Source organism: Peribacillus muralis (assembly GCF_001645685.2).
In the GTDB taxonomy this organism is placed as follows: Bacteria; Bacillota; Bacilli; order Bacillales; family DSM-1321; genus Peribacillus; species Peribacillus muralis_A.
Window position 1 is genome coordinate 124,097 of sequence record NZ_CP017080.1, and the last position, 18,861, is coordinate 142,957.

Consider the following 18,861-nt stretch of genomic DNA (forward strand, 5'->3'; position numbering starts at 1 on the left):
CACAATATGTCTCGTATAGGTAAAAAACCTATTGAAATCCCTACAGGCGTAACAGTTACTATTAACGGAAGTGATGTAACTGTTAAAGGACCTAAAGGTGAATTAACTAGATCATTCAGTCCTGACCTAACAATCGCTGTTGAAGAGAACGTGTTAACTGTAACACGTCCGTCTGACGAGAAGACTCACCGTTCTTTACACGGAACTACTCGCGCACTTATCTCTAACATGGTTGAAGGTGTATCTAAAGGATTCGAAAAATCACTTGAACTTATTGGGGTAGGGTACCGTGCACAAAAGCAAGGTACTAAGCTTATCCTTAACGTAGGATACTCACACCCTGTAGAAATAGAGCCAGAAGCTGGCGTTGAAGTCGAAGTTCCTTCTAATACAAAAGTAATCATCAAAGGTACAAACAAAGAACGTGTAGGAGCTCTTGCAGCTAATATCCGTGATGTTCGTCCGCCTGAGCCGTATAAAGGCAAAGGGATCCGTTACGAAGGCGAATTCGTTCGTCGTAAAGAAGGTAAAACTGGTAAGTAATGCCGCATAAGTAAACGAAAGGAGTGACGTAAATGATTACGAAGCTTGATAAAAATGCTACTCGTCAGAAAAGACATGCGCGTGTACGTGCTAAGCTTTCTGGAACAGAAGCTCGTCCTCGTTTAAATGTGTTTCGTTCAAACAAACACATTTACGCACAATTAATTGACGATGCAAAAGGCGTAACATTAGCAAGTGCTTCAACTCTTGACAAAGAGATCGGTATCGAAGCTAGTAGCAATGCTGAAGCAGCTCAAAAAGTTGGCGAACTTATTGCGAAACGTGCTGTTGAAAAAGGTTTCAAAGCTGTGGTATTTGACCGCGGTGGTTACCTCTTCCATGGTCGTGTTAAAGCATTGGCTGACGCTGCTCGTGAAAACGGCTTAGAATTTTAATGGATAAGGAGGGACATAACAGATGCGTAGCATTGATCCTAATAAATTAGAACTTGAAGAACGCGTAGTTACAGTAAATCGTGTAGCTAAAGTTGTTAAAGGCGGACGTCGTTTCCGTTTCACTGCACTAGTTGTTGTTGGTGATAAAAATGGTCATGTTGGATTTGGTACTGGTAAAGCTCAAGAAGTTCCGGATGCGATCCGTAAAGCTATTGAGGATGCTAAGAAAAATCTAATTACTGTACCAATGGTTGGAACTACAATTCCTCACCTTGTGAACGGTCGCTATGGCGCAGGTCACATTCTATTGAAACCAGCTTCTGAAGGTACAGGAGTAATTGCTGGTGGTCCTGTTCGTGCGGTACTTGAATTAGGCGGAGTTAGCGATATCTTGTCTAAATCACTAGGTACTAATACACCTATTAATATGGTTCGCGCAACAATCGAAGGATTGAAGCAATTGAAACGTGCTGAAGACGTAGCTAAGTTACGTGGTAAATCAGTACAAGAACTGTTAGGATAAGGAGGGAAATCGAATTATGGCTAATAAATTAGAAATTACCCTCACTCGCAGCTTGATTGGTCGTCCTGAAGATCAACGTGTTACAGTTAACACTTTGGGTTTACGCAAAATGCATCAAACGGTTATTCATGAAGATAACCCTGCGATTCGCGGTATGATTACCAAAGTTGCTCATCTTGTTACTGTAAAAGAACAATAAAATAATTTTTATCTTAACAAGGAGGTGCCAACATGAAACTTCATGAGTTAAAAGCTGCAGAAGGTTCTCGTAAAGAACGTAAACGTAAAGGTCGCGGTATTGGATCTGGTAACGGTAAAACAGCAGGTAAAGGTCACAAAGGACAAAACGCTCGCTCAGGCGGCGGTGTACGCCTTGGATTTGAAGGGGGTCAAACTCCTCTATTCAGACGTTTGCCTAAACGTGGATTTACCAACGTTAACCGTAAAGACTATGCTATCGTGAATCTTGATACGTTAAATCTTTTCGAAGACGGTACTGAAGTAACACCAGCTCTTTTACTTGAGACTGGAGTTGTAAGTAAAGAAAAAGCAGGAATCAAAATTCTTGCCAAAGGAAACATTGAGAAAAAGCTTACTGTTAAAGCTCACAAATTCTCTTCTACTGCAAAAGAAGCTATCGAAGCTGCTGGCGGTAAAACAGAGGTGATCTAATGTTTCGCACGATCTCCAATTTTATGCGCGTGGGTGAAATAAGGAACAAGATCATTTTTACCCTTCTCATGTTAATCGTCTATCGCATCGGTACATTTATACCTGTACCGCATGTGAATGCCGATTTTCTTGCTCAACAGGACCAGCTGAGCGTCATCGGTCTTCTAAATACCTTTGGCGGCGGTGCTCTACAAAACTTTTCAATCTTAGCGATGGGGATCATGCCTTATATCACGGCATCCATCATCGTTCAGCTATTACAGATGGACGTTGTCCCTAAGTTTGCTGAATGGTCTAAGCAAGGGGAGGCAGGGCGCCGTAAATTAGCTCAATTCACTCGGTACTTCACTATTATCCTGGGATTCATCCAAGCTTTGGGTATGTCTTATGGGTTCAATAATATGTCTAATGGCCAGTTAATTGAAAATCCTGGAATTCCAACATACTTGCTTATCGCAACTGTCTTGACGGCAGGAACAGCTTTTCTTTTGTGGTTAGGGGAGCTGATCACTGCTAAAGGTGTAGGTAATGGGATTTCCATCATAATCTTTGCTGGTATCGTTGCTAGCTTGCCAAACACGGCAAATCAGATTTACGCACAGCAATTCGAAAATGCCGGAGATCAATTATTCTTACGAATCGTATCGATTGTCCTTATTGTATTAGCAGTACTAGCGATTGTGGTTGCTGTCATCTTCATTCAGCAGGCATTACGTAAAATTCCTATACAGTATGCGAAACGTGCTGCGGTAGGACGTACCCAAATGGGTGGCCAGTCTACTCATTTACCATTGAAAGTAAATGCTGCGGGGGTTATTCCGGTAATCTTTGCGATGGCATTTCTGATCACTCCAACTACAATCGCTTCTTTCTTTGGGAAGAACAGCGTGACTAGCTGGATTACAGAAAACCTGACATATACCCATCCTATCGGAATGGCTATATATGTCGCTCTTATCATTGCTTTTGCGTATTTTTATGCATTCATTCAGGTCAATCCTGAACAAATGGCTGAGAATTTGAAAAAGCAAGGTGGCTATGTGCCGGGGATTCGTCCTGGTAAGAGTACCCAAGAATATCTAACACGTGTTTTATACCGCTTAACGTTTGTAGGCTCCATATTCTTAGCCATCATTGCCGTTCTGCCGGTAGTCTTCATTAAGCTTGCTGATCTTCCTCAATCTGCACAGATTGGCGGCACTAGCTTGCTGATCGTAGTCGGGGTTGCCCTTGATACGATGAAGCAGCTGGAATCACAGCTTGTGAAGAGACACTATAAAGGCTTTATAAAGTAATGAGTTTTGGGAACGACATGTTCCCTTTACCCATTATAGAGTTTGAGGGGGAAGAAAATTTTGAATCTAGTTTTAATGGGTCTGCCAGGTGCTGGTAAGGGCACTCAAGCTGAACAAATCGTAGAAAAATATAATATCCCTCATATCTCTACTGGAGATATGTTCCGAACAGCTATAAAAGATGGAACAGAACTAGGTCTAGAGGCGAAATCATTCATGGACAAAGGCGAGTTGGTACCTGATGAAGTTACCATTGGCATTGTACGTGAGCGTTTAAGCAAGGATGACTGCTTTAAGGGGTTTTTGCTTGATGGCTTTCCACGTACTGTGGCGCAAGCAGAGGCACTTGAAAGCATTCTTACTGATTTAGATCGCAAAATAAATTTTGTCATTAATATCGATGTGGATAAAAGCATCTTGATGGAAAGATTGACAGGCCGTCGTATTTGCAAGTCTTGTGGAGCGACATATCACCTTGTATTCAATCCTCCAGCTAAAGATGAAGTATGCGACCGCTGCGGCGGAGAATTATATCAACGTGCTGATGATAATGAAGAAACGGTTCAAAATCGCTTAGATGTGAATTTGAAACAAACTAAGCCACTTCTTGATTTCTACGGAGAAAAAGGGTACTTAGTCAACATTAACGGACAGCAAGATATTAATAAGGTATTTGAAAACATTGATGTGTTGCTTGGTGCTTTGCAAAATTAATCGTCTGGATTGATTTATGAAATTCATACCATTTTTACAACTTACTATCTAAACTTGGTGCAATCCTTTATTACAAAGGGTATAATGGATTTCGCGAGAGCATTCGCACATTTATTAATCAGGTTCTTGTACTTGGTATTCCCTGAATTGGGCGATTACTTTCTAAGTGATCTTCACGGACATATCCGGTCGGCAAAATTGATGAAGAAATGCAGTGACTCTATTGGGATTCCTAAAGAGTCGTGATATAGAGAGTTGAAAGAAGCTATGTCAGGCGTGCGCCTTTCAAACATCTCCCATGCTATTCAAACCTATGTCGAGACTAATTGCTTCTCTATTTCGAGAGTATGTCGGTCACGGAATCGGTCAAGACTTACATGAGGACCCATAAAACCCTCATTTCGGTCCAACTGATAAAGGTCCTCAGTTTAAGCCTGGTTCTACAAAATGGTGAATACTTGATGCAGAATTGTAAGACTTATGAGGATAATTGGACTGTAGTAATGTTGACGGAAAGATGTGTACCTTTTATAGGTTCACGCATAGAGAAGGGAGAATCACTTTAATGGCGAAAGATGATGTAATTGAAGTAGAAGGCACAGTACAAGAGACTTTGCCAAATGCAATGTTTAAGGTAGAATTAGAAAATGGTCATACTGTTTTAGCTCATGTATCCGGTAAAATTCGTATGCACTTTATTCGCATTTTGCCTGGAGATAAAGTTACGGTTGAGCTTTCCCCGTATGATCTAACTCGCGGCAGAATCACATACCGGTTCAAATGATCCCGGTTACGCTCCGATCTGTATAAGGAGGTTAGATAGCAATGAAAGTCAGACCATCAGTCAAACCAATCTGCGAAAAGTGTAAAGTTATCCGCAGAAAAGGTAAAGTTATGGTTATTTGCGAAAACCCTAAACATAAACAAAAACAAGGCTAAATAGAAGGAGGTGCACTCAAGCATGGCACGTATTGCTGGAGTAGATATTCCCCGTGACAAACGTATTGTTATCTCATTAACATATATATATGGTATTGGAAAACAAACAGCGATGAAAGTTCTTACAGAAGCAGGCGTTTCTGAAGAAACTCGCGTTCGTGACTTAACGGAAGACGAATTGAATAAAATTCGTGATATCATTGACAAGCTTAAAGTAGAAGGCGACCTTCGTCGTGAAATCTCCCTAAACATCAAACGTTTAATGGAAATCGGTTCTTACCGTGGTTTACGTCACCGTCGTGGTCTTCCTGTTCGCGGTCAAAACACAAAAAACAATGCTCGTACGCGTAAAGGACCTCGTCGTACAGTAGCTAACAAGAAAAAATAATTAGTAAAGGAGGTTACTTTTCATGGCACGTAAAACTAATACACGTAAACGTCGTGTGAAAAAGAATATAGAAACTGGTATTGCACATATTCGCTCAACTTTCAATAACACCATCGTTACGATCACTGACTCTCATGGTAATGCTATTTCTTGGTCAAGTGCTGGAGCTCTAGGATTCCGTGGATCTCGTAAATCCACTCCATTCGCTGCACAAATGGCTGCTGAAACAGCTGCTAAAACATCAATTGAACATGGTATGAAAACTCTTGAAGTTACAGTTAAAGGACCTGGTGCTGGACGTGAGGCTGCTATCCGTGCACTTCAAGCTGCTGGCCTAGAAGTAACTGCAATTAAAGATGTAACTCCAGTTCCACATAACGGATGCCGTCCACCAAAACGTCGCCGTGTTTAATTTTTCTGTATAGATTTTGTATTCCTGTCAATAATGGGATATAATACTGAGTTTGCGTTCTTACAGAGGATTAATTTTCAGTTGTTGCGCACAGCGGGAACGTATACATGGGGAATTTCGGCTTAAGTGACTTAGCTTACTTGCCGGGGTTTTGACGTTTTGAAGGAGGGTTTATTGATGATCGAAATAGAAAAACCAAAAATCGAAACGGTTGAAATCAACGACGATACCAAATTCGGTAAATTCGTCGTAGAGCCACTAGAGCGTGGGTATGGTACTACATTGGGTAACTCCTTACGTCGTATTCTTTTATCCTCACTCCCAGGTGCTGCTGTCACAGCTATACAAATTGATGGAGTGCTACATGAGTTCTCAACAATTGAAGGCGTCGTGGAAGATGTAACATCTATCATTCTTAATGTGAAAAAACTAGCTCTTAAGATTTACTCTGATGAAGAGAAGACGCTGGAAATTGACGTTCAAGGTGACGGTGTCATCACGGCTGCTGATATCACTCATGATAGTGATGTAGAAATTCTTAATCCGGATTTATATATTGCTACAATTGGTAAAAACGGTCATATGCGTATGCGTTTATCTGCACGTCGCGGCCGCGGCTACACTCCTGCTGTTCAAAACAAGAGAGAAGATCAGCCAATTGGTGTCATTCCAATCGATGCTCTTTACACTCCGGTTTCACGCGTATCTTTCCAAGTTGAAAATACACGTGTAGGACAGTTGTCTAACTTTGACAAGTTAACGTTCGATGTTTGGACTGATGGCAGTACTGGTCCGCAAGAAGCGGTAGCACTTGGAGCTAAGATTTTAACAGAGCATTTGAATATATTCGTTGGGTTAACCGATGAAGCTCAAAATGCTGAAATCATGGTTGAAAAAGAAGAAGATCAAAAAGAAAAAGTTCTTGAGATGACGATCGAAGAATTAGACCTTTCTGTTCGTTCTTACAACTGCTTGAAGCGTGCTGGAATCAATACCGTTCAAGAGCTAGCTCACAAAACGGAAGAAGATATGATGAAAGTACGTAATCTAGGCCGCAAATCACTTGAAGAAGTGAAAGCGAAGCTAGAAGAATTAGGCTTGGGTCTTCGTAAAGACGACTGATAACATGGCGGAATCATCCATTATGTTGTGAGCCTTGTTTTAGACACACAATATAGAACTTCAACAAAGGAGGGAATCTCTAATGGGTTACAGAAAGTTAGGACGCACTAGCGCACAACGTAAAGCATTACTTCGTGATTTAGCTACGGATCTTATTATCCATGAGCGCATTGAAACTACTGAAGCACGTGCAAAGGAATTACGTTCTGTAGTAGATAAAATGATCACTCTTGGTAAACGTGGTGACTTGCATGCACGCCGTCAAGCTGCAGCATTCATCCGTAACGAAATCGCTGACGCTGAGAAAGGCACTGATGCCCTTCAAAAACTATTCAGTGACGTTGCTCCACGTTATGAAGAACGTCAAGGTGGATACACTCGTATCATGAAAGTTGGTCCACGCCGCGGTGACGGTGCACCAGTCGTGGTTATTGAATTAGTTTAATAACAACGATGAAAAAGGGCGGGACAAATGAATATACTCACTTGTTCTATGCCCTTTTTCTTTATTTATAATAGAAATTCTGTTTTTTAGAAATTCGCATTGAGTGTTACGATGGCTGGCGGAACCTTTTTATGAAGGGAGCCTTCACGTCTAGCTCAAGCATCCCTTCCCGCTTATGATAAGCGATTATAAGATAACCTGTTTTTCGTAACAGGCCCGCAGTAAGCTGCTCTTAATTTACCGAAAATTCTTTCGGTGGAAGGGGTGCAGCGTTTTTTTATATTTTCAGAAGAATTGACTGCCTTTTCAACGCCTGTTACTGTTGAGTTTGCAGAGTTTAGTTTAGATGAGTGCAGTCGAGGATGAGGAGGGCCACATGAGGAAGAAGCTGGTTTCTTTAAGTAATATTATTTATAAATATGAGGGTCAGTCTCGAAATGCCTTGGATGATGTTTCATTTGATATTCAACAAGGTGAGTGGCTTGCGATTGTCGGACATAATGGTTCCGGCAAGTCGACATTGGCGAAGTTACTGAATGGTCTTCAGTTTGCCAACTCTGGCACGATTACAATTAATGATCAACTTTTGACGGAGGAATCCGTTTGGGATGTACGCCGGAAAATCGGCATGGTTTTTCAAAATCCAGATAATCAATTTGTAGGCACGACAGTTCAGGATGATGTGGCTTTTGGTTTAGAAAACGCCGGTGTTTCTCAGCAGGTTATGGTGGAGCGTGTTCATGGTGCGTTAAATAAGGTTAAAATGAATGCCTTTCTTAATCAAGAGCCGCACCATCTATCCGGCGGTCAGAAGCAAAGAGTGGCCATAGCAGGGGTAATAGCCCTGCAGCCAGATATCATCATCTTAGATGAGGCAACCTCCATGCTTGACCCAAGAGGCCGTGAAGAAGTGCTGGAAACCGTTAGGGAATTAAAACAGGAAAATGAAATTACCGTCATATCAATCACTCATGATCTTGAGGAAGCTGCCAAAGCTGATCGTATGATCGTCATGAACCAAGGCCGGTTATATCGTGAAGGGTCACCTCAGGATATCTTTGAATTAGAGGAAGAGTTGATTGCCCTTGGTCTCGATATTCCCTTTTCAGTGAAGCTGACGAAAGAATTACAAAAGAATGGTGTTCGTGTGGTTGATGGGCATTTGACAGAGGAAGAGTTGGTGAAGGATTTATGCGAATTACACTCGATGATGTAGAATACCGCTATCAGGTGAATACTCCTTTTGAACATCTGGCCCTTCATGATGTCAATATTTCCATGGAGCATGGTACCTATACCGCAATCATCGGGCATACAGGTTCCGGTAAATCGACGCTCCTTCAGCATTTGAACGCCCTTTTAAAACCGACTAAGGGACGGGTTCTCATCGGGGAGCGCACGATCGAGGCCGGCAGGAAAGAAAAGGCATTGCGGCCGATCAGACAAAAGGTTGGAATCGTTTTTCAGTTTCCGGAACATCAGCTATTTGATGAAACGGTGGAAAAGGATATATGCTTCGGGCCGATGAATTTTGGCGTTTCCGAAAACGACGCGAAAAAACTGGCAAGGAAGGCCATTGCCCAGGTTGGCTTGAGTGAGGAAATCCTTGAAAAGTCTCCCTTTGATTTATCCGGCGGTCAAATGCGCCGGGTAGCCATCGCAGGTGTACTTGCGATGGAGCCGGAGGTACTGGTATTGGATGAGCCTACTGCGGGATTAGATCCGCGTGGACGCAAAGAAATCATGGATATGTTTTATGATCTTCATAAGCGTGAGGGCATCTCGACGATTCTCGTCACACATAGTATGGAGGATGCCGCCAAGTATGCCGATGACATCATCATCATGCACCAGGGCACAGTATTCAAAAAAGGCACTCCACAGGAAATCTTCTCGGAGCCGGAGCAATTGCTCGAGCTTGGACTTGATGTACCGGATACCGTCCGTTTTCAGCTAAAGCTTCAGAAGGAACTGGGAGTTCGGTTTGATCATCCTTGTCTTAATATTGGTGACTTGGCGATTGAGATAGATAAAGCGATGAAACGGGGGAACCGCTGATGCTTGATAAAATGATCATCGGGCGCTATGTCCCTGCCAACTCCCTGATGCACAGGTTAGATCCCCGGGCTAAATTGCTCCTTGTCTTCCTGTTTGTCTGTGTCGTGTTCTTGGCGAATAATTTCTTTTCCTATGGCTTGCTTGCGATATTCACCATCCTTTTGATCAGCATTTCCAAGATTCCGCTACGCTATTTGTATAATGGGTTGAAGCCGATCTTTTTCTTGATCGTATTCACGTTCCTGCTTCATCTCCTGTTTACGAAAGAAGGGGAATTGCTTTTTGAATACGGATGGCTTGAAATCTATGAAGGCGGTTTGATACAAGGCTTGTTCATATCGATAAGATTCACTTTATTGATCCTGGTTACGTCATTATTAACGTTGACGACTACCCCGATATCGATTACGGATGGGATGGAGGAGCTGTTGGGACCATTGAAAAGGTGGAAAATGCCCGTTCATGAGCTGGCATTGATGATGTCCATTGCCCTTCGCTTCATCCCGACATTGATGGAGGAGACGGAAAAAATCATGAAGGCCCAAACGGCAAGGGGCGTCGATTTCTCTTCAGGTCCAATCAAGGAGAGGGTAAAATCGATCGTACCGCTGCTTGTTCCTTTATTTGTTAGTTCCTTCAAACGGGCTGAGGAATTGGCTACCGCCATGGAATCCAGAGGATACCGCGGAGGGGAAGGGCGCACGAAATACCGCCAATTGGAATGGAAGACAAGTGATAGCCTTATGATGGTCTCGCTGGGACTTCTTACGGTTATGTTGGTTTTATTACGTTCATAATAAGGAAGAGTACAATGCCAAAATATAAATGCGTGCTAGCGTATGACGGAGCAGAATTCGCCGGCTATCAGGTACAGCCTGAAAAGCGTACGATCCAAAGTGAATTCGAGGCCGTCTTGGAGCAAATGCACAAAGGCACAATGATAAAAGTGACTGCTTCAGGCAGAACCGATTCAGGGGTCCATGCAAAGGGGCAGGTCATTCATTTTGATTCCCCCCTTACGTTCCCTACCGAAAATTGGGTAAAGGCGTTCAGCGCCCTGCTCCCGAACGATATCGTCGTTCTTGAAGTCGATATCGTTCCTGACGATTTTCATGCGAGGTTCCATACGACGGGGAAAGAATACCGTTACATCATAGATCGCTCCAAACTGCGGGATCCGTTTAAGCGGAACTATGCCTATCATTTTCCCTATTATTTAGATGAGCTGAAGATGCAGGAAGCAATAAACGACCTAATCGGGACACATGACTTCACCAGTTTTTGTTCGGCAAAGACGGAAGTGGTCGATAAAGTTCGAACGATACAGGAGATCGATATTGAAGAGAACGGGTGCTACATGATTTTTCGCTTCGTAGGGGAAGGCTTCTTGTATAATATGGTGCGTATCTTGGTAGGGACACTCCTGGATGTCGGCAGCGGCAAGATTGCCCCTGGGGACATAATTGGGATATTGGACAAAAAAGACCGCAGCTTTGCAGGGAAAACGGCTCCAGCCCAAGGTTTGTATTTATGGAAAGTTTTTTACAAATAAAATATTTCCGATGCAATTCCAGTTTGCTTACAACTGGCAGACGGGAAAAAATCAGTAATGGCAACGGATTTTCGCCATATTGTCCTTTTCATGGAGTTACAGCGAGTGTTTTATAGACAACTTATCCTAGTGTAACATTCCCTTGACAATGAATCTGGGAGAAGTTAATATAATATGGTATGTATTTTAATCCCACGATAAGCCCCGGAAGTTTATTGTGATTGAAAATAAATATAAAAAATTAAAAAGTTTTTTAGGAGGTTAACCATGCGTACGACATTTATGGCGAAAGCTAATGAAGTAGAACGTAAATGGTATGTGATTGACGCTGAAGGCAAAACTTTGGGTCGCCTTTCTACTGAAGTAGCATCCATCTTACGTGGTAAACATAAACCAACTTTTACACCGAACATTGACACTGGTGATCATGTAATTTTAATCAATGTTGAAAAAATCCACTTGACTGGTAAAAAATTGACTGACAAAATTTATTACCGTCACACTATGCATCCAGGCGGTCTAAAAACTAGAACTGCTCTTGAAATGCGTACAAACTACCCTGAGAGAATGCTTGAACTTGCTATCAAAGGTATGCTTCCAAAGAATTCTCTTGGACGTCAAATCTACAAAAAATTACACGTATACGCTGGAGCTGAGCACCCACACGCTGCTCAACAACCAGAAGTATACGAATTACGCGGATAATTACTAAGGAGGTTACTATCTTGGCACAAGTTCAATATTATGGTACTGGTCGCCGTAAGAGCTCAGTAGCTCGTGTACGTTTAGTACCAGGCGAAGGTCGCATCGTTATTAACGGTCGTGACATTAATGAATATATTCCTTTCGCAGCATTACGTGAAGTTGTTAACCAACCACTAGTTGCAACTGAAACTACTGGAAATTACGACATTCTAGTAAACGTTAGCGGTGGAGGATACACTGGTCAAGCTGGAGCAATCCGTCACGGTATCGCTCGTGCATTGCTTCAAGTTGATCCAGAATACCGTCCGTCTCTTAAAACTGCTGGTTTACTAACTCGTGACCCACGTATGAAAGAACGTAAAAAATACGGTCTTAAAGGCGCACGTCGTGCACCTCAGTTCTCAAAACGTTAATTCTATTACCGTTTCGAAAGGTCCTCAACCATATTGGTTGGGGCTCTTTTTTTATGCTCGGAAATATATGAAAAAGCATATCTTGATGTCCAGATATGCTTTATTTTAACTATTCGATCGGTAACAATTTTAGCTATGGGATTCTCCATCGCTTTTTATAGCTTTTCCCGGCATGAAGCAGGCAAAAATTAACGCAACAAAAGACAAGATTAACATTAAAACATAGGCATCACTTGAGCCATAAATAGAAGCTAATGCCTTTAGTCGAAAAGCTGAAATACTTTCATGTTGCATTGATAGCTCAGAAGCATGTGAAGTTGCTTGGATTGTATACACTGTGATGACAACTGCTGTTCCGATAGCGCCTGACAATTGGCGAATGGTAGTATTCACAGCTGAACCATGGGAACCCAATTCCCTTGGTAAAGTATTCAAGCCTGCTGTATTTAAAGGCATGGTAATAAAGCTTAATCCAATTCGTAATATAATGGTACGAATCATTAAATAGCTATAGGTTGTGGATTCGGTAATATCCATGACTCCCCACATGGAAACGATGATGCAGACTAAACCTGTAATGAAGAGAGGCCTAGCCCCATATTTATCATACATCCTACCAGTGACAGGGGATAAGAAGGCATTAATCACAGCTCCAGGTAATAACAGTAAACCGGCTTCAAGTGCTGTAAAACCCCGTCCATTTTGCAAGTAAATTGGTAAGAGAATTAAATCTGCGTACATGATCATCGTAATCAGTATGTTGATGAAGGACGTGAGCGTGAATACTTTATACTTAAATACAGATAAATTTAATAAAGGGTCGCTGGATTTCATTTGACGGAAACAGAATGAAGTCGAAACGAGCATTCCGATGATTATTGTCATAATGACAACCGGATCATCCCAACCCTTGCTTCCTGCGCTGCTAAATCCAAATAATATACATCCAAAACCAATCGTCGATAAAATGACACTTACGATATCCAGTTTTGCTTTTGTCGTCTCGGTAACATTCATCAAGTATCTGAATGCTAGAATAATGACGATGAATATAAAAGGGGTCAATCCAATAAATAGCCATCTCCATGACATATACTCAATGATGAAGCCAGATAATGTAGGGGCGATGGCTGGTGCAAAAATCATCGCAAAGCCAATTGTCCCCATAACACTCCCGCGCTTTTCACTAGGATATAAATACAGAATAACGGTCATCATTAGTGGCATAATAATCCCGGCACCGATGGCTTGGATCATTCTTCCCGTTAACAGCATGCCGAAATTCAGCGCACAAGCACAAATTACAGATCCAATGAATAAAAAGAACATCGAGCTAATAAATAGCTGCCTTGTTGTGAACCGTTTCATTAAAAAAGCCGTAATCGGCACCAAAACACCGTTTACTAGCATAAATCCTGTTGATAGCCATTGCACAGTAGCAGCCGTTACATGAAATGCCTCCATTAAACCACTCAATGCCACATTTAACAAAGTCTGATTCAAGGTTGATAAAAAACAGCCAGCAATCAATACGATCATTAAAACTTTTTTATTTCCTTCTGTTAGGTTCATTACATTCGTAAACTCCTTTGTTTTGACTTGCTTTTTCGACATCATGTCGATAAAATCGATGGTAACAAAAATAAGCGTTCCTGACCATGAACAGTTTTTTTGAAAATGTCCACTAATCGACATAGAAATATATGCTGTCGTGAAAGGCAAAGAAAAATCTATAAAGGAGTAAAAAATGTCTATATCTAAAAAAGAAGATCCACGTACCATTCGGTCAAGAGACATGTTTAAACAAGCTGTCATCGCTCTCTTATGTGAGGATCCCATCATTCCCAATTTGACGGTTCAGAAAATTGCAGCCAGGGCAGGGTTAAATCGGACGACATTTTACTTGCATTATCAGGATATTCAAGATTTACTGACCCAAATCACAGATGAAATTTCAAATGAGCTTTCGAATAAAATTTTTGCTTTGAAGCATGCAAAAGATTTGTCTGAAAAACAGCAGCTAACACAATTACTTGATTATTTATATATTCATCGAAGCCATCTACTTATTTTGTTTAAAACGAATCAGTTCGAGGAGAAATTGTTTTCCCTATTAAAGAAACTAGTAGAAACAAGAAGGAAGAATACACAGAAGGAGTTACCTGACGATTATGTCGACATTGATATTAAAACTGCCTCATTGGCAGGCATCATCATATGGTGGCTAAGACAGGGGCTTCATTTTAGTTCCGATTATATGGCCAATCAAATTTATTTAATGTACAGAGTGTAATGTTTTTTTTAGCCGTTTGAATGGCCTTGTTTTTCCCCGTGAACCATCCGTGTCGCTCAATGATGTTCACACATGAATTTATTTATGTAATGGAGAATTATTTGTAAAATCAATATTTATTAAGTGTATGTTTAGGAGTATGATAATACTAAAAAAAGAAAGAGGACTTCATATGAATTCAGCATACTCATCGGTAGAAACGACAAAAACAAGGACCTTGGTCATCAATGCACTTTTCATCGCATTGACCCTTGTAGCTACAATGTTCATCAATATAAAGCTCCCGATAATGGGGAATGGCGGCCTCATCCACCTCGGTAACGTTCCGCTTTTCATAGCGGCACTCGTTTACGGCAAAAAAACCGGGGCGATAGCAGGAGCCTTCGGAATGGCCCTCTTCGATCTTTTCTCCGGTTGGGCAGCATGGGCTCCGTTCACATTCATCATCGTCGGTACAATGGGCTATCTAGCCGGGCTTATAGCTGAAAAGGTACCTGGAAAAAGGGTGGTCGTATACACACTGGCAGTTGCCGTTGCCCTCATCATTAAAATCGTCGGCTACTACTTCGTCGAGGTCATCCTGTACGGGAACTGGATTCAGCCTTTCGGATCCATCCCTGGTAACGTCATGCAGGTCGTCCTGGCCGGCATCATCGTCGTCCCGCTTGCAGGCCGGTTAAAGCAAAGAGCCGGACAGCTATAAGAATGGAACGAAGGACAAGCTCGGGAAGCTGCCCGAGCAGGCAGTGAGATAATGGGATGATGATAAGAAGCGCAGTCATAGGGACTGCGCTTCTTTCTGTGGATTAACCCCGTAAATCGGTCGCTCTGCATTTGATCCAGAAGCGGACGGTGAGCCTCCTCAGGTTTTGCGCACATGTGAGGAATGCGTAGAAGTGCATTTCCAAGCAGGAATGTTACTGCCTTCAACGTATAGAACCTGTATTCGAGTCAAAGCCAAATTGGCGAGTAAAAGTGTCAAACTCGCGAGTAACGCTCCGGCTGCTTCCCGAGGAGGTCCTTGTCTCACTGTTCATGAATGATATGATGCTTCTTTCAAAGGAGGTATCTTTAATACTTGCAATAAAGCCCTTTTGGCAATCAGCATCATGAATGCTCATTTCCTGCGTTAGTAATTTATCCTCATTAATTATTGCCAATGAAATCAATGAATGGTTCGAATTAGAACGCAAAAACTAAATTATGTCTTGGGAAATAATTTGGGAAATGGGGTAAGCCCCGGAGGTGAAATATGGCTGTCATATTAGGTTTACAGGAGCTGCAAAAGGAAAAGCAATTGAAGTTCGAGCGCAGGCTGCTAAGGGAGCTATCTATCGATGACATGAAGGGGCGGATCCAGCGCTACTTTGGTCAGGACTTTATGGAAGTCTTGGTGGAAGGTTATTTTGATGTGGCCATCGAAGCCTTTTTATTAGGGGCGAATTATAGCAAGTTTGGCTATTATGGTGAGTCGGTGGACGATGTGAGGGCCAGGTGCTTTAAGGAAGAAAAGTTTTTGATCGATACCCTGTTCAACTTTATTTTGTATTGGCGGGAAGTTACAGCGAATAACGCTTTCGATGAAGGGTTATTTTATTGCTGCGAGGGGTTTGTCGGAGAGTGGTGGCAGGACGGTTTCAAAACTGGTGAAAAACGTTATAAAATGAAATTGCACTGAGGGGGAACAAAGCTTTTTGTTCTAATTCCATGGATTGTCCCATAATTTTTAGTAGAGGGATCATGGAAGGAGAACGTCATGCGTAGAAAGCTGAAATACACTGGTATCGCTATGGGATTGTTTGTCCTTTTTTTAATTGTAACGTTTAAGTTTGTTGAAGATGATTCTTGGGACTCCTGGAACCTTCCGCTGGCAGGTAAAGTGATCGTCCTTGATGCCGGTCATGGGGGAATGGATGGCGGTGCCAACGTACAGGATGTCATGGAAAAGGAAATTGCACTTTCGGTCTCATTAAAGGTACGTGATTATTTGCAGGAGCAGGGAGCCCTTGTCATCATGACCCGTGAGAAGGACGAGGATCTCGCCCAAAGAAATACGAAGGGAGTCCGTCAGCGCAAACAGGAGGACCTACGGAACAGGGTTGAAATGATAAATAATTCGGAAGCGGATTTATTCTTGACCATCCATTTGAATTCATTTCCTTCGGCGTCATCCAAAGGTGCCCAAACCTTCTATACGAAGAGGTATGAGGAAAATGAACAGGTGGCCAAGTTCATTCAGGCCGAAATCATAAGAAATCTTGAGAATACGAAGCGTGATGCAAAAACGATCAATCATGTTTACTTAATGAATTATGCAAAGAAACCGGGAGCGCTTGTTGAAATAGGCTTTCTTTCCAATGCAGAGGAAAGGGAACGCCTTATCAGTGATAAGTATCAAGAGAAGATTGCGAGTTCAATTTATATGGGGATTCTACGTTACTTTACGGAGGAAAAGCTAAAGGATGAAAATTGATGGTTGGGTCTTGTAGGGTACAAGGCCTTTTTACTATGGGCAAAAGCTTACATCTTCGAAACTGGGCAGAAGATAAGCTTTATTTCCGTAATATGTTATACTGAAAATGGGAAAATAAAACGAATGTCAAAGGGGTGCTCGACTTGTTCACAGAAGAGAAAGTACTGAATTTACTAAAGGATCTTAAAGACCCTTTTCTACATAAAAGCCTTGAAGAAACTAATGGGATCATAGAAATAAAAATAAAGCCTGAAAAGAATCATGTAAGCGTTAAACTTGCGATCGCGAAAACGGGGACTGCGGAGCAAATGCAAATGCAAACGGAAGTGGTGGATTTGCTGAAAACGAATGGAGCGGAGTCGGTAGGAATTCGCTTCACGGAGCTTTCAGAAGACGAGCTGTCTAAGCACCGTGAAAACATGCCGCAGGATGAAGGGGACCAAGGCTTACTTGGGCCGAACAGCAAAACGCAATTCATTGCGATCGCCAGCGGTAAAGGCGGAGTGGGAAAATCGACGATTTCAGTCAATTTCGCTACTTCACTTGCTCGTTTGGGAAAAAAGGTCGGTCTTGTTGACGCTGATATTTACGGATTCAGCGTACCTGATATGATGGGAATTACAAAACGACCTGTCGTTCGCGGGGAGAGGATCATTCCGGTTGAAAGGTTTGGAGTTCAAGTAATATCGATGGGCTTTTTTGTCGAAGATAATGCCCCAATCATCTGGAGAGGTCCGATGCTTGGCAAAATGCTGAACAGTTTCTTCAATGAAGTGGAATGGGGAGAGCTGGACTATTTAGTGCTTGACTTGCCGCCAGGTACGGGTGATGTTGCTTTGGACGTCCATACGATGCTGCCATCCTGTAAGGAAATCATCGTGACGACACCGCACCCGACTGCAGCCTTCGTTGCTGCAAGAGCCGGTGCGATGGCCATCAAGACAGAGCATGAAGTCATTGGTGTCATTGAGAATATGTCATTCTTTGAAAGTAAAACGACTGGAGAGAAAGAATATGTATTCGGAAAAGGCGGGGGGGCGAAGCTTGCTGAAGAACTTCGTACGGAAGTTTTGGGACAGCTTCCCCTGCAGCAGCCGGATTGGAATGAAGAGGACTTCGCACCTTCGATATACGCGGCAGATCATAGGCTAGGCAGGATTTATGAAGACATCGCCAAGAAGGTCATTGAAAAGCTTCAATAAAAAAAATAAAGGCTGATTCCAATTGGAATCAGCCTTATTTCATTCCTTGTCCTTCTTATCTTTTTCTTCGCCTTTAGTTTCCTTCTCTGCAGCTTTTGAAACTGCTTTATCCAATCTTTCCTGCATCTTCGCTTGAACGAGAGGACTATCCATGGTTTCTATAATCAATTCTTTGTAAACCGAACGCATTTCCTTCGTTTTCAATAATTTATCCATTTCTTTTTCCAAATCCGGTTCTTTTAATATTTCGATGAGCATACCGCGGTACTGCGGATCTTTCGTTAAGTCCTTCAACATCTTTTTATGTTCATCTTCTAGAGCTTTAGCATAAGCGGCGACAAATTCAGGATCTTTAAAAGTCTTTTTCCAAAATTCCTTGCCTTTATCTGAAGTGATCATATCTTCAATGGATTTTTTAATGACATCCGAATCCATAATAAGTTCAGCCTTTGTTTTATCATCGGAAATGATATCCTGGATGGCCTTTTTTCCATCATCTGTCTTCAGGATATCAACGACCATTTTCTTTGTCTCTTCATACTCCATTTTATCTTGGCCTGCCCCATTTTGAGCACAACCGGAAAAAATGAGCAAGAATGACGTGAATAACAAAGCAACTCCCACTTTCATGCGCAGGGCCCCTTTCATCCTTCTTACTGTTAATATGGTTTCAAACGGCGATATTATTCCCTGGTAGAATAAGTGGATTTTTCCAAA

26 protein-coding genes are annotated in these 18,861 nt (G+C 42.1%); 24 read left to right on the forward strand and 2 right to left on the reverse strand.

Annotation, left to right across the window (positions count from 1 at the left end; genetic code table 11):
• Window positions 1–6: 6 nt before the first annotated feature.
• The 19 genes from rplF (at window position 7) to rpsI (ending at window position 12,176) form a co-directional block, all read left to right on the forward strand.
• Entirely contained in the window at window positions 7–543 is a 537-nt protein-coding gene (gene rplF / locus ABE28_RS00660; RefSeq protein WP_064462544.1) for a 50S ribosomal protein L6, read from the forward strand.
• 32 nt (window positions 544–575) lie between these two features.
• Complete coding sequence (gene rplR / locus ABE28_RS00665; protein WP_053349055.1) at window positions 576–938, forward strand: 50S ribosomal protein L18; 363 nt, start codon at window positions 576–578, stop codon at window positions 936–938.
• Window positions 939–960: 22 nt separating this feature from the next.
• The gene (gene rpsE / locus ABE28_RS00670) at window positions 961–1,461 is read left to right on the forward strand and encodes a 30S ribosomal protein S5 (RefSeq protein ID WP_034304987.1); all 501 of its coding nucleotides are present in this window, start codon (window positions 961–963) and stop codon (window positions 1,459–1,461) included.
• A 16-nt stretch (window positions 1,462–1,477) separates the two neighbouring features.
• Window positions 1,478–1,660, forward strand: a complete 183-nt coding sequence (gene rpmD, locus ABE28_RS00675; RefSeq protein ID WP_057915223.1) for a 50S ribosomal protein L30 — start codon at window positions 1,478–1,480, stop codon at window positions 1,658–1,660.
• A 32-nt stretch (window positions 1,661–1,692) separates the two neighbouring features.
• A complete protein-coding gene (gene rplO / locus ABE28_RS00680) occupies window positions 1,693–2,133 on the forward strand; it encodes a 50S ribosomal protein L15 (RefSeq protein WP_064462545.1) in 441 nt (146 codons plus the stop codon).
• Window positions 2,133–3,428: a preprotein translocase subunit SecY gene (gene secY / locus ABE28_RS00685; protein WP_064462546.1), complete on the forward strand. Its 1,296-nt coding sequence runs from the start codon at window positions 2,133–2,135 to the stop codon at window positions 3,426–3,428. Before rplO ends, secY begins: the two co-directional genes overlap by 1 nt.
• Before the next feature lie 60 nt (window positions 3,429–3,488).
• Window positions 3,489–4,142, forward strand: a complete 654-nt coding sequence (locus ABE28_RS00690; protein WP_064462547.1) for an adenylate kinase — start codon at window positions 3,489–3,491, stop codon at window positions 4,140–4,142.
• Window positions 4,143–4,707: 565 nt separating this feature from the next.
• Entirely contained in the window at window positions 4,708–4,926 is a 219-nt protein-coding gene (gene infA / locus ABE28_RS00695; RefSeq protein ID WP_028390440.1) for a translation initiation factor IF-1, read from the forward strand.
• 41 nt (window positions 4,927–4,967) lie between these two features.
• Window positions 4,968–5,081: a 50S ribosomal protein L36 gene (rpmJ, locus tag ABE28_RS00700; protein ID WP_003156543.1), complete on the forward strand. Its 114-nt coding sequence runs from the start codon at window positions 4,968–4,970 to the stop codon at window positions 5,079–5,081.
• 22 nt (window positions 5,082–5,103) lie between these two features.
• On the forward strand, window positions 5,104–5,469 hold the full coding sequence (gene rpsM / locus ABE28_RS00705) for a 30S ribosomal protein S13 (RefSeq protein ID WP_064462548.1): 366 nt from the start codon (window positions 5,104–5,106) through the stop codon (window positions 5,467–5,469).
• A gap of 22 nt (window positions 5,470–5,491) precedes the next feature.
• A complete protein-coding gene (gene rpsK, locus ABE28_RS00710) occupies window positions 5,492–5,881 on the forward strand; it encodes a 30S ribosomal protein S11 (protein WP_028390438.1) in 390 nt (129 codons plus the stop codon).
• 177 nt (window positions 5,882–6,058) lie between these two features.
• Window positions 6,059–7,003, forward strand: coding sequence for a DNA-directed RNA polymerase subunit alpha (locus ABE28_RS00715; RefSeq protein WP_053349049.1), 945 nt, complete (start codon window positions 6,059–6,061; stop codon window positions 7,001–7,003).
• Window positions 7,004–7,085: 82 nt separating this feature from the next.
• A complete protein-coding gene (rplQ, locus tag ABE28_RS00720; RefSeq protein ID WP_057915229.1) occupies window positions 7,086–7,448 on the forward strand; it encodes a 50S ribosomal protein L17 in 363 nt (120 codons plus the stop codon).
• Window positions 7,449–7,824: 376 nt separating this feature from the next.
• Window positions 7,825–8,664 (forward strand): energy-coupling factor ABC transporter ATP-binding protein, encoded by an 840-nt coding sequence (locus ABE28_RS00725; RefSeq protein WP_064462549.1) that lies wholly within the window; start codon window positions 7,825–7,827, stop codon window positions 8,662–8,664.
• Window positions 8,640–9,506: an energy-coupling factor ABC transporter ATP-binding protein gene (locus ABE28_RS00730; RefSeq protein WP_064462550.1), complete on the forward strand. Its 867-nt coding sequence runs from the start codon at window positions 8,640–8,642 to the stop codon at window positions 9,504–9,506. The genes ABE28_RS00725 and ABE28_RS00730 overlap by 25 nt, the downstream gene beginning before the upstream one ends.
• Entirely contained in the window at window positions 9,506–10,303 is a 798-nt protein-coding gene (gene cbiQ, locus ABE28_RS00735) for a cobalt ECF transporter T component CbiQ (RefSeq protein ID WP_064462551.1), read from the forward strand. The genes ABE28_RS00730 and cbiQ overlap by 1 nt, the downstream gene beginning before the upstream one ends.
• A 14-nt stretch (window positions 10,304–10,317) precedes the next feature.
• Window positions 10,318–11,058 carry a tRNA pseudouridine(38-40) synthase TruA gene (gene truA / locus ABE28_RS00740; protein ID WP_064462552.1) on the forward strand — a complete coding sequence of 247 codons (741 nt, stop codon included), beginning with the start codon at window positions 10,318–10,320 and terminating at the stop codon, window positions 11,056–11,058.
• A 267-nt stretch (window positions 11,059–11,325) separates the two neighbouring features.
• Window positions 11,326–11,763 carry a 50S ribosomal protein L13 gene (gene rplM / locus ABE28_RS00745; RefSeq protein WP_034304960.1) on the forward strand — a complete coding sequence of 146 codons (438 nt, stop codon included), beginning with the start codon at window positions 11,326–11,328 and terminating at the stop codon, window positions 11,761–11,763.
• A gap of 20 nt (window positions 11,764–11,783) precedes the next feature.
• Entirely contained in the window at window positions 11,784–12,176 is a 393-nt protein-coding gene (gene rpsI / locus ABE28_RS00750; RefSeq protein WP_057915234.1) for a 30S ribosomal protein S9, read from the forward strand.
• 129 nt (window positions 12,177–12,305) lie between these two features.
• Here rpsI and ABE28_RS00755 read toward each other — a convergent pair whose 3' ends face one another.
• Complete coding sequence (locus tag ABE28_RS00755; protein ID WP_064462553.1) at window positions 12,306–13,748, reverse strand: DHA2 family efflux MFS transporter permease subunit; 1,443 nt, start codon at window positions 13,746–13,748, stop codon at window positions 12,306–12,308.
• Window positions 13,749–13,923: 175 nt separating this feature from the next.
• On the opposite strand from ABE28_RS00755, the gene ABE28_RS00760 reads away from it, so the two are divergent.
• The 5 genes from ABE28_RS00760 (at window position 13,924) to ABE28_RS00780 (ending at window position 18,144) form a co-directional block, all read left to right on the forward strand.
• Window positions 13,924–14,469, forward strand: a complete 546-nt coding sequence (locus ABE28_RS00760) for a TetR/AcrR family transcriptional regulator (RefSeq protein ID WP_064462554.1) — start codon at window positions 13,924–13,926, stop codon at window positions 14,467–14,469.
• 172 nt (window positions 14,470–14,641) lie between these two features.
• Window positions 14,642–15,172, forward strand: coding sequence for an ECF transporter S component (locus ABE28_RS00765; RefSeq protein WP_064462555.1), 531 nt, complete (start codon window positions 14,642–14,644; stop codon window positions 15,170–15,172).
• Between the two features lie 549 nt (window positions 15,173–15,721).
• Window positions 15,722–16,147: a DUF2521 family protein gene (locus ABE28_RS00770; RefSeq protein ID WP_064462556.1), complete on the forward strand. Its 426-nt coding sequence runs from the start codon at window positions 15,722–15,724 to the stop codon at window positions 16,145–16,147.
• Between the two features lie 78 nt (window positions 16,148–16,225).
• Window positions 16,226–16,942, forward strand: coding sequence for an N-acetylmuramoyl-L-alanine amidase CwlD (gene cwlD / locus ABE28_RS00775; RefSeq protein ID WP_064462557.1), 717 nt, complete (start codon window positions 16,226–16,228; stop codon window positions 16,940–16,942).
• A 143-nt stretch (window positions 16,943–17,085) separates the two neighbouring features.
• Window positions 17,086–18,144: an Mrp/NBP35 family ATP-binding protein gene (locus tag ABE28_RS00780; protein WP_064462558.1), complete on the forward strand. Its 1,059-nt coding sequence runs from the start codon at window positions 17,086–17,088 to the stop codon at window positions 18,142–18,144.
• Between the two features lie 39 nt (window positions 18,145–18,183).
• Here the strand turns inward: ABE28_RS00780 and gerD are convergent, their stop codons facing one another.
• A complete protein-coding gene (gene gerD, locus ABE28_RS00785; RefSeq protein WP_064462559.1) occupies window positions 18,184–18,774 on the reverse strand; it encodes a spore germination lipoprotein GerD in 591 nt (196 codons plus the stop codon).
• Window positions 18,775–18,861 lie beyond the last annotated feature (87 nt).

Bases quoted from the DNA above. Each gene is read 5' to 3' on its own strand.
- rplF (WP_064462544.1), top strand. From the start codon at position 7: ATGTCTCGTATAGGTAAAAAACCTATTGAAATCCCTACAGGCGTAACA.
- rplR (WP_053349055.1), top strand. From the start codon at position 576: ATGATTACGAAGCTTGATAAAAATGCTACTCGTCAGAAAAGACATGCG.
- rpsE (WP_034304987.1), top strand. From the start codon at position 961: ATGCGTAGCATTGATCCTAATAAATTAGAACTTGAAGAACGCGTAGTT.
- rpmD (WP_057915223.1), top strand. From the start codon at position 1,478: ATGGCTAATAAATTAGAAATTACCCTCACTCGCAGCTTGATTGGTCGT.
- rplO (WP_064462545.1), top strand. From the start codon at position 1,693: ATGAAACTTCATGAGTTAAAAGCTGCAGAAGGTTCTCGTAAAGAACGT.
- secY (WP_064462546.1), top strand. From the start codon at position 2,133: ATGTTTCGCACGATCTCCAATTTTATGCGCGTGGGTGAAATAAGGAAC.
- infA (WP_028390440.1), top strand. From the start codon at position 4,708: ATGGCGAAAGATGATGTAATTGAAGTAGAAGGCACAGTACAAGAGACT.
- rpmJ (WP_003156543.1), top strand. From the start codon at position 4,968: ATGAAAGTCAGACCATCAGTCAAACCAATCTGCGAAAAGTGTAAAGTT.
- rpsM (WP_064462548.1), top strand. From the start codon at position 5,104: ATGGCACGTATTGCTGGAGTAGATATTCCCCGTGACAAACGTATTGTT.
- rpsK (WP_028390438.1), top strand. From the start codon at position 5,492: ATGGCACGTAAAACTAATACACGTAAACGTCGTGTGAAAAAGAATATA.
- ABE28_RS00715 (WP_053349049.1), top strand. From the start codon at position 6,059: ATGATCGAAATAGAAAAACCAAAAATCGAAACGGTTGAAATCAACGAC.
- rplQ (WP_057915229.1), top strand. From the start codon at position 7,086: ATGGGTTACAGAAAGTTAGGACGCACTAGCGCACAACGTAAAGCATTA.
- ABE28_RS00725 (WP_064462549.1), top strand. From the start codon at position 7,825: ATGAGGAAGAAGCTGGTTTCTTTAAGTAATATTATTTATAAATATGAG.
- ABE28_RS00730 (WP_064462550.1), top strand. From the start codon at position 8,640: ATGCGAATTACACTCGATGATGTAGAATACCGCTATCAGGTGAATACT.
- cbiQ (WP_064462551.1), top strand. From the start codon at position 9,506: ATGCTTGATAAAATGATCATCGGGCGCTATGTCCCTGCCAACTCCCTG.
- truA (WP_064462552.1), top strand. From the start codon at position 10,318: ATGCCAAAATATAAATGCGTGCTAGCGTATGACGGAGCAGAATTCGCC.
- rplM (WP_034304960.1), top strand. From the start codon at position 11,326: ATGCGTACGACATTTATGGCGAAAGCTAATGAAGTAGAACGTAAATGG.
- ABE28_RS00755 (WP_064462553.1), bottom strand. From the start codon at position 13,748: ATGAACCTAACAGAAGGAAATAAAAAAGTTTTAATGATCGTATTGATT.
- ABE28_RS00760 (WP_064462554.1), top strand. From the start codon at position 13,924: ATGTCTATATCTAAAAAAGAAGATCCACGTACCATTCGGTCAAGAGAC.
- ABE28_RS00765 (WP_064462555.1), top strand. From the start codon at position 14,642: ATGAATTCAGCATACTCATCGGTAGAAACGACAAAAACAAGGACCTTG.
- ABE28_RS00770 (WP_064462556.1), top strand. From the start codon at position 15,722: ATGGCTGTCATATTAGGTTTACAGGAGCTGCAAAAGGAAAAGCAATTG.
- cwlD (WP_064462557.1), top strand. From the start codon at position 16,226: ATGCGTAGAAAGCTGAAATACACTGGTATCGCTATGGGATTGTTTGTC.
- gerD (WP_064462559.1), bottom strand. From the start codon at position 18,774: ATGAAAGTGGGAGTTGCTTTGTTATTCACGTCATTCTTGCTCATTTTT.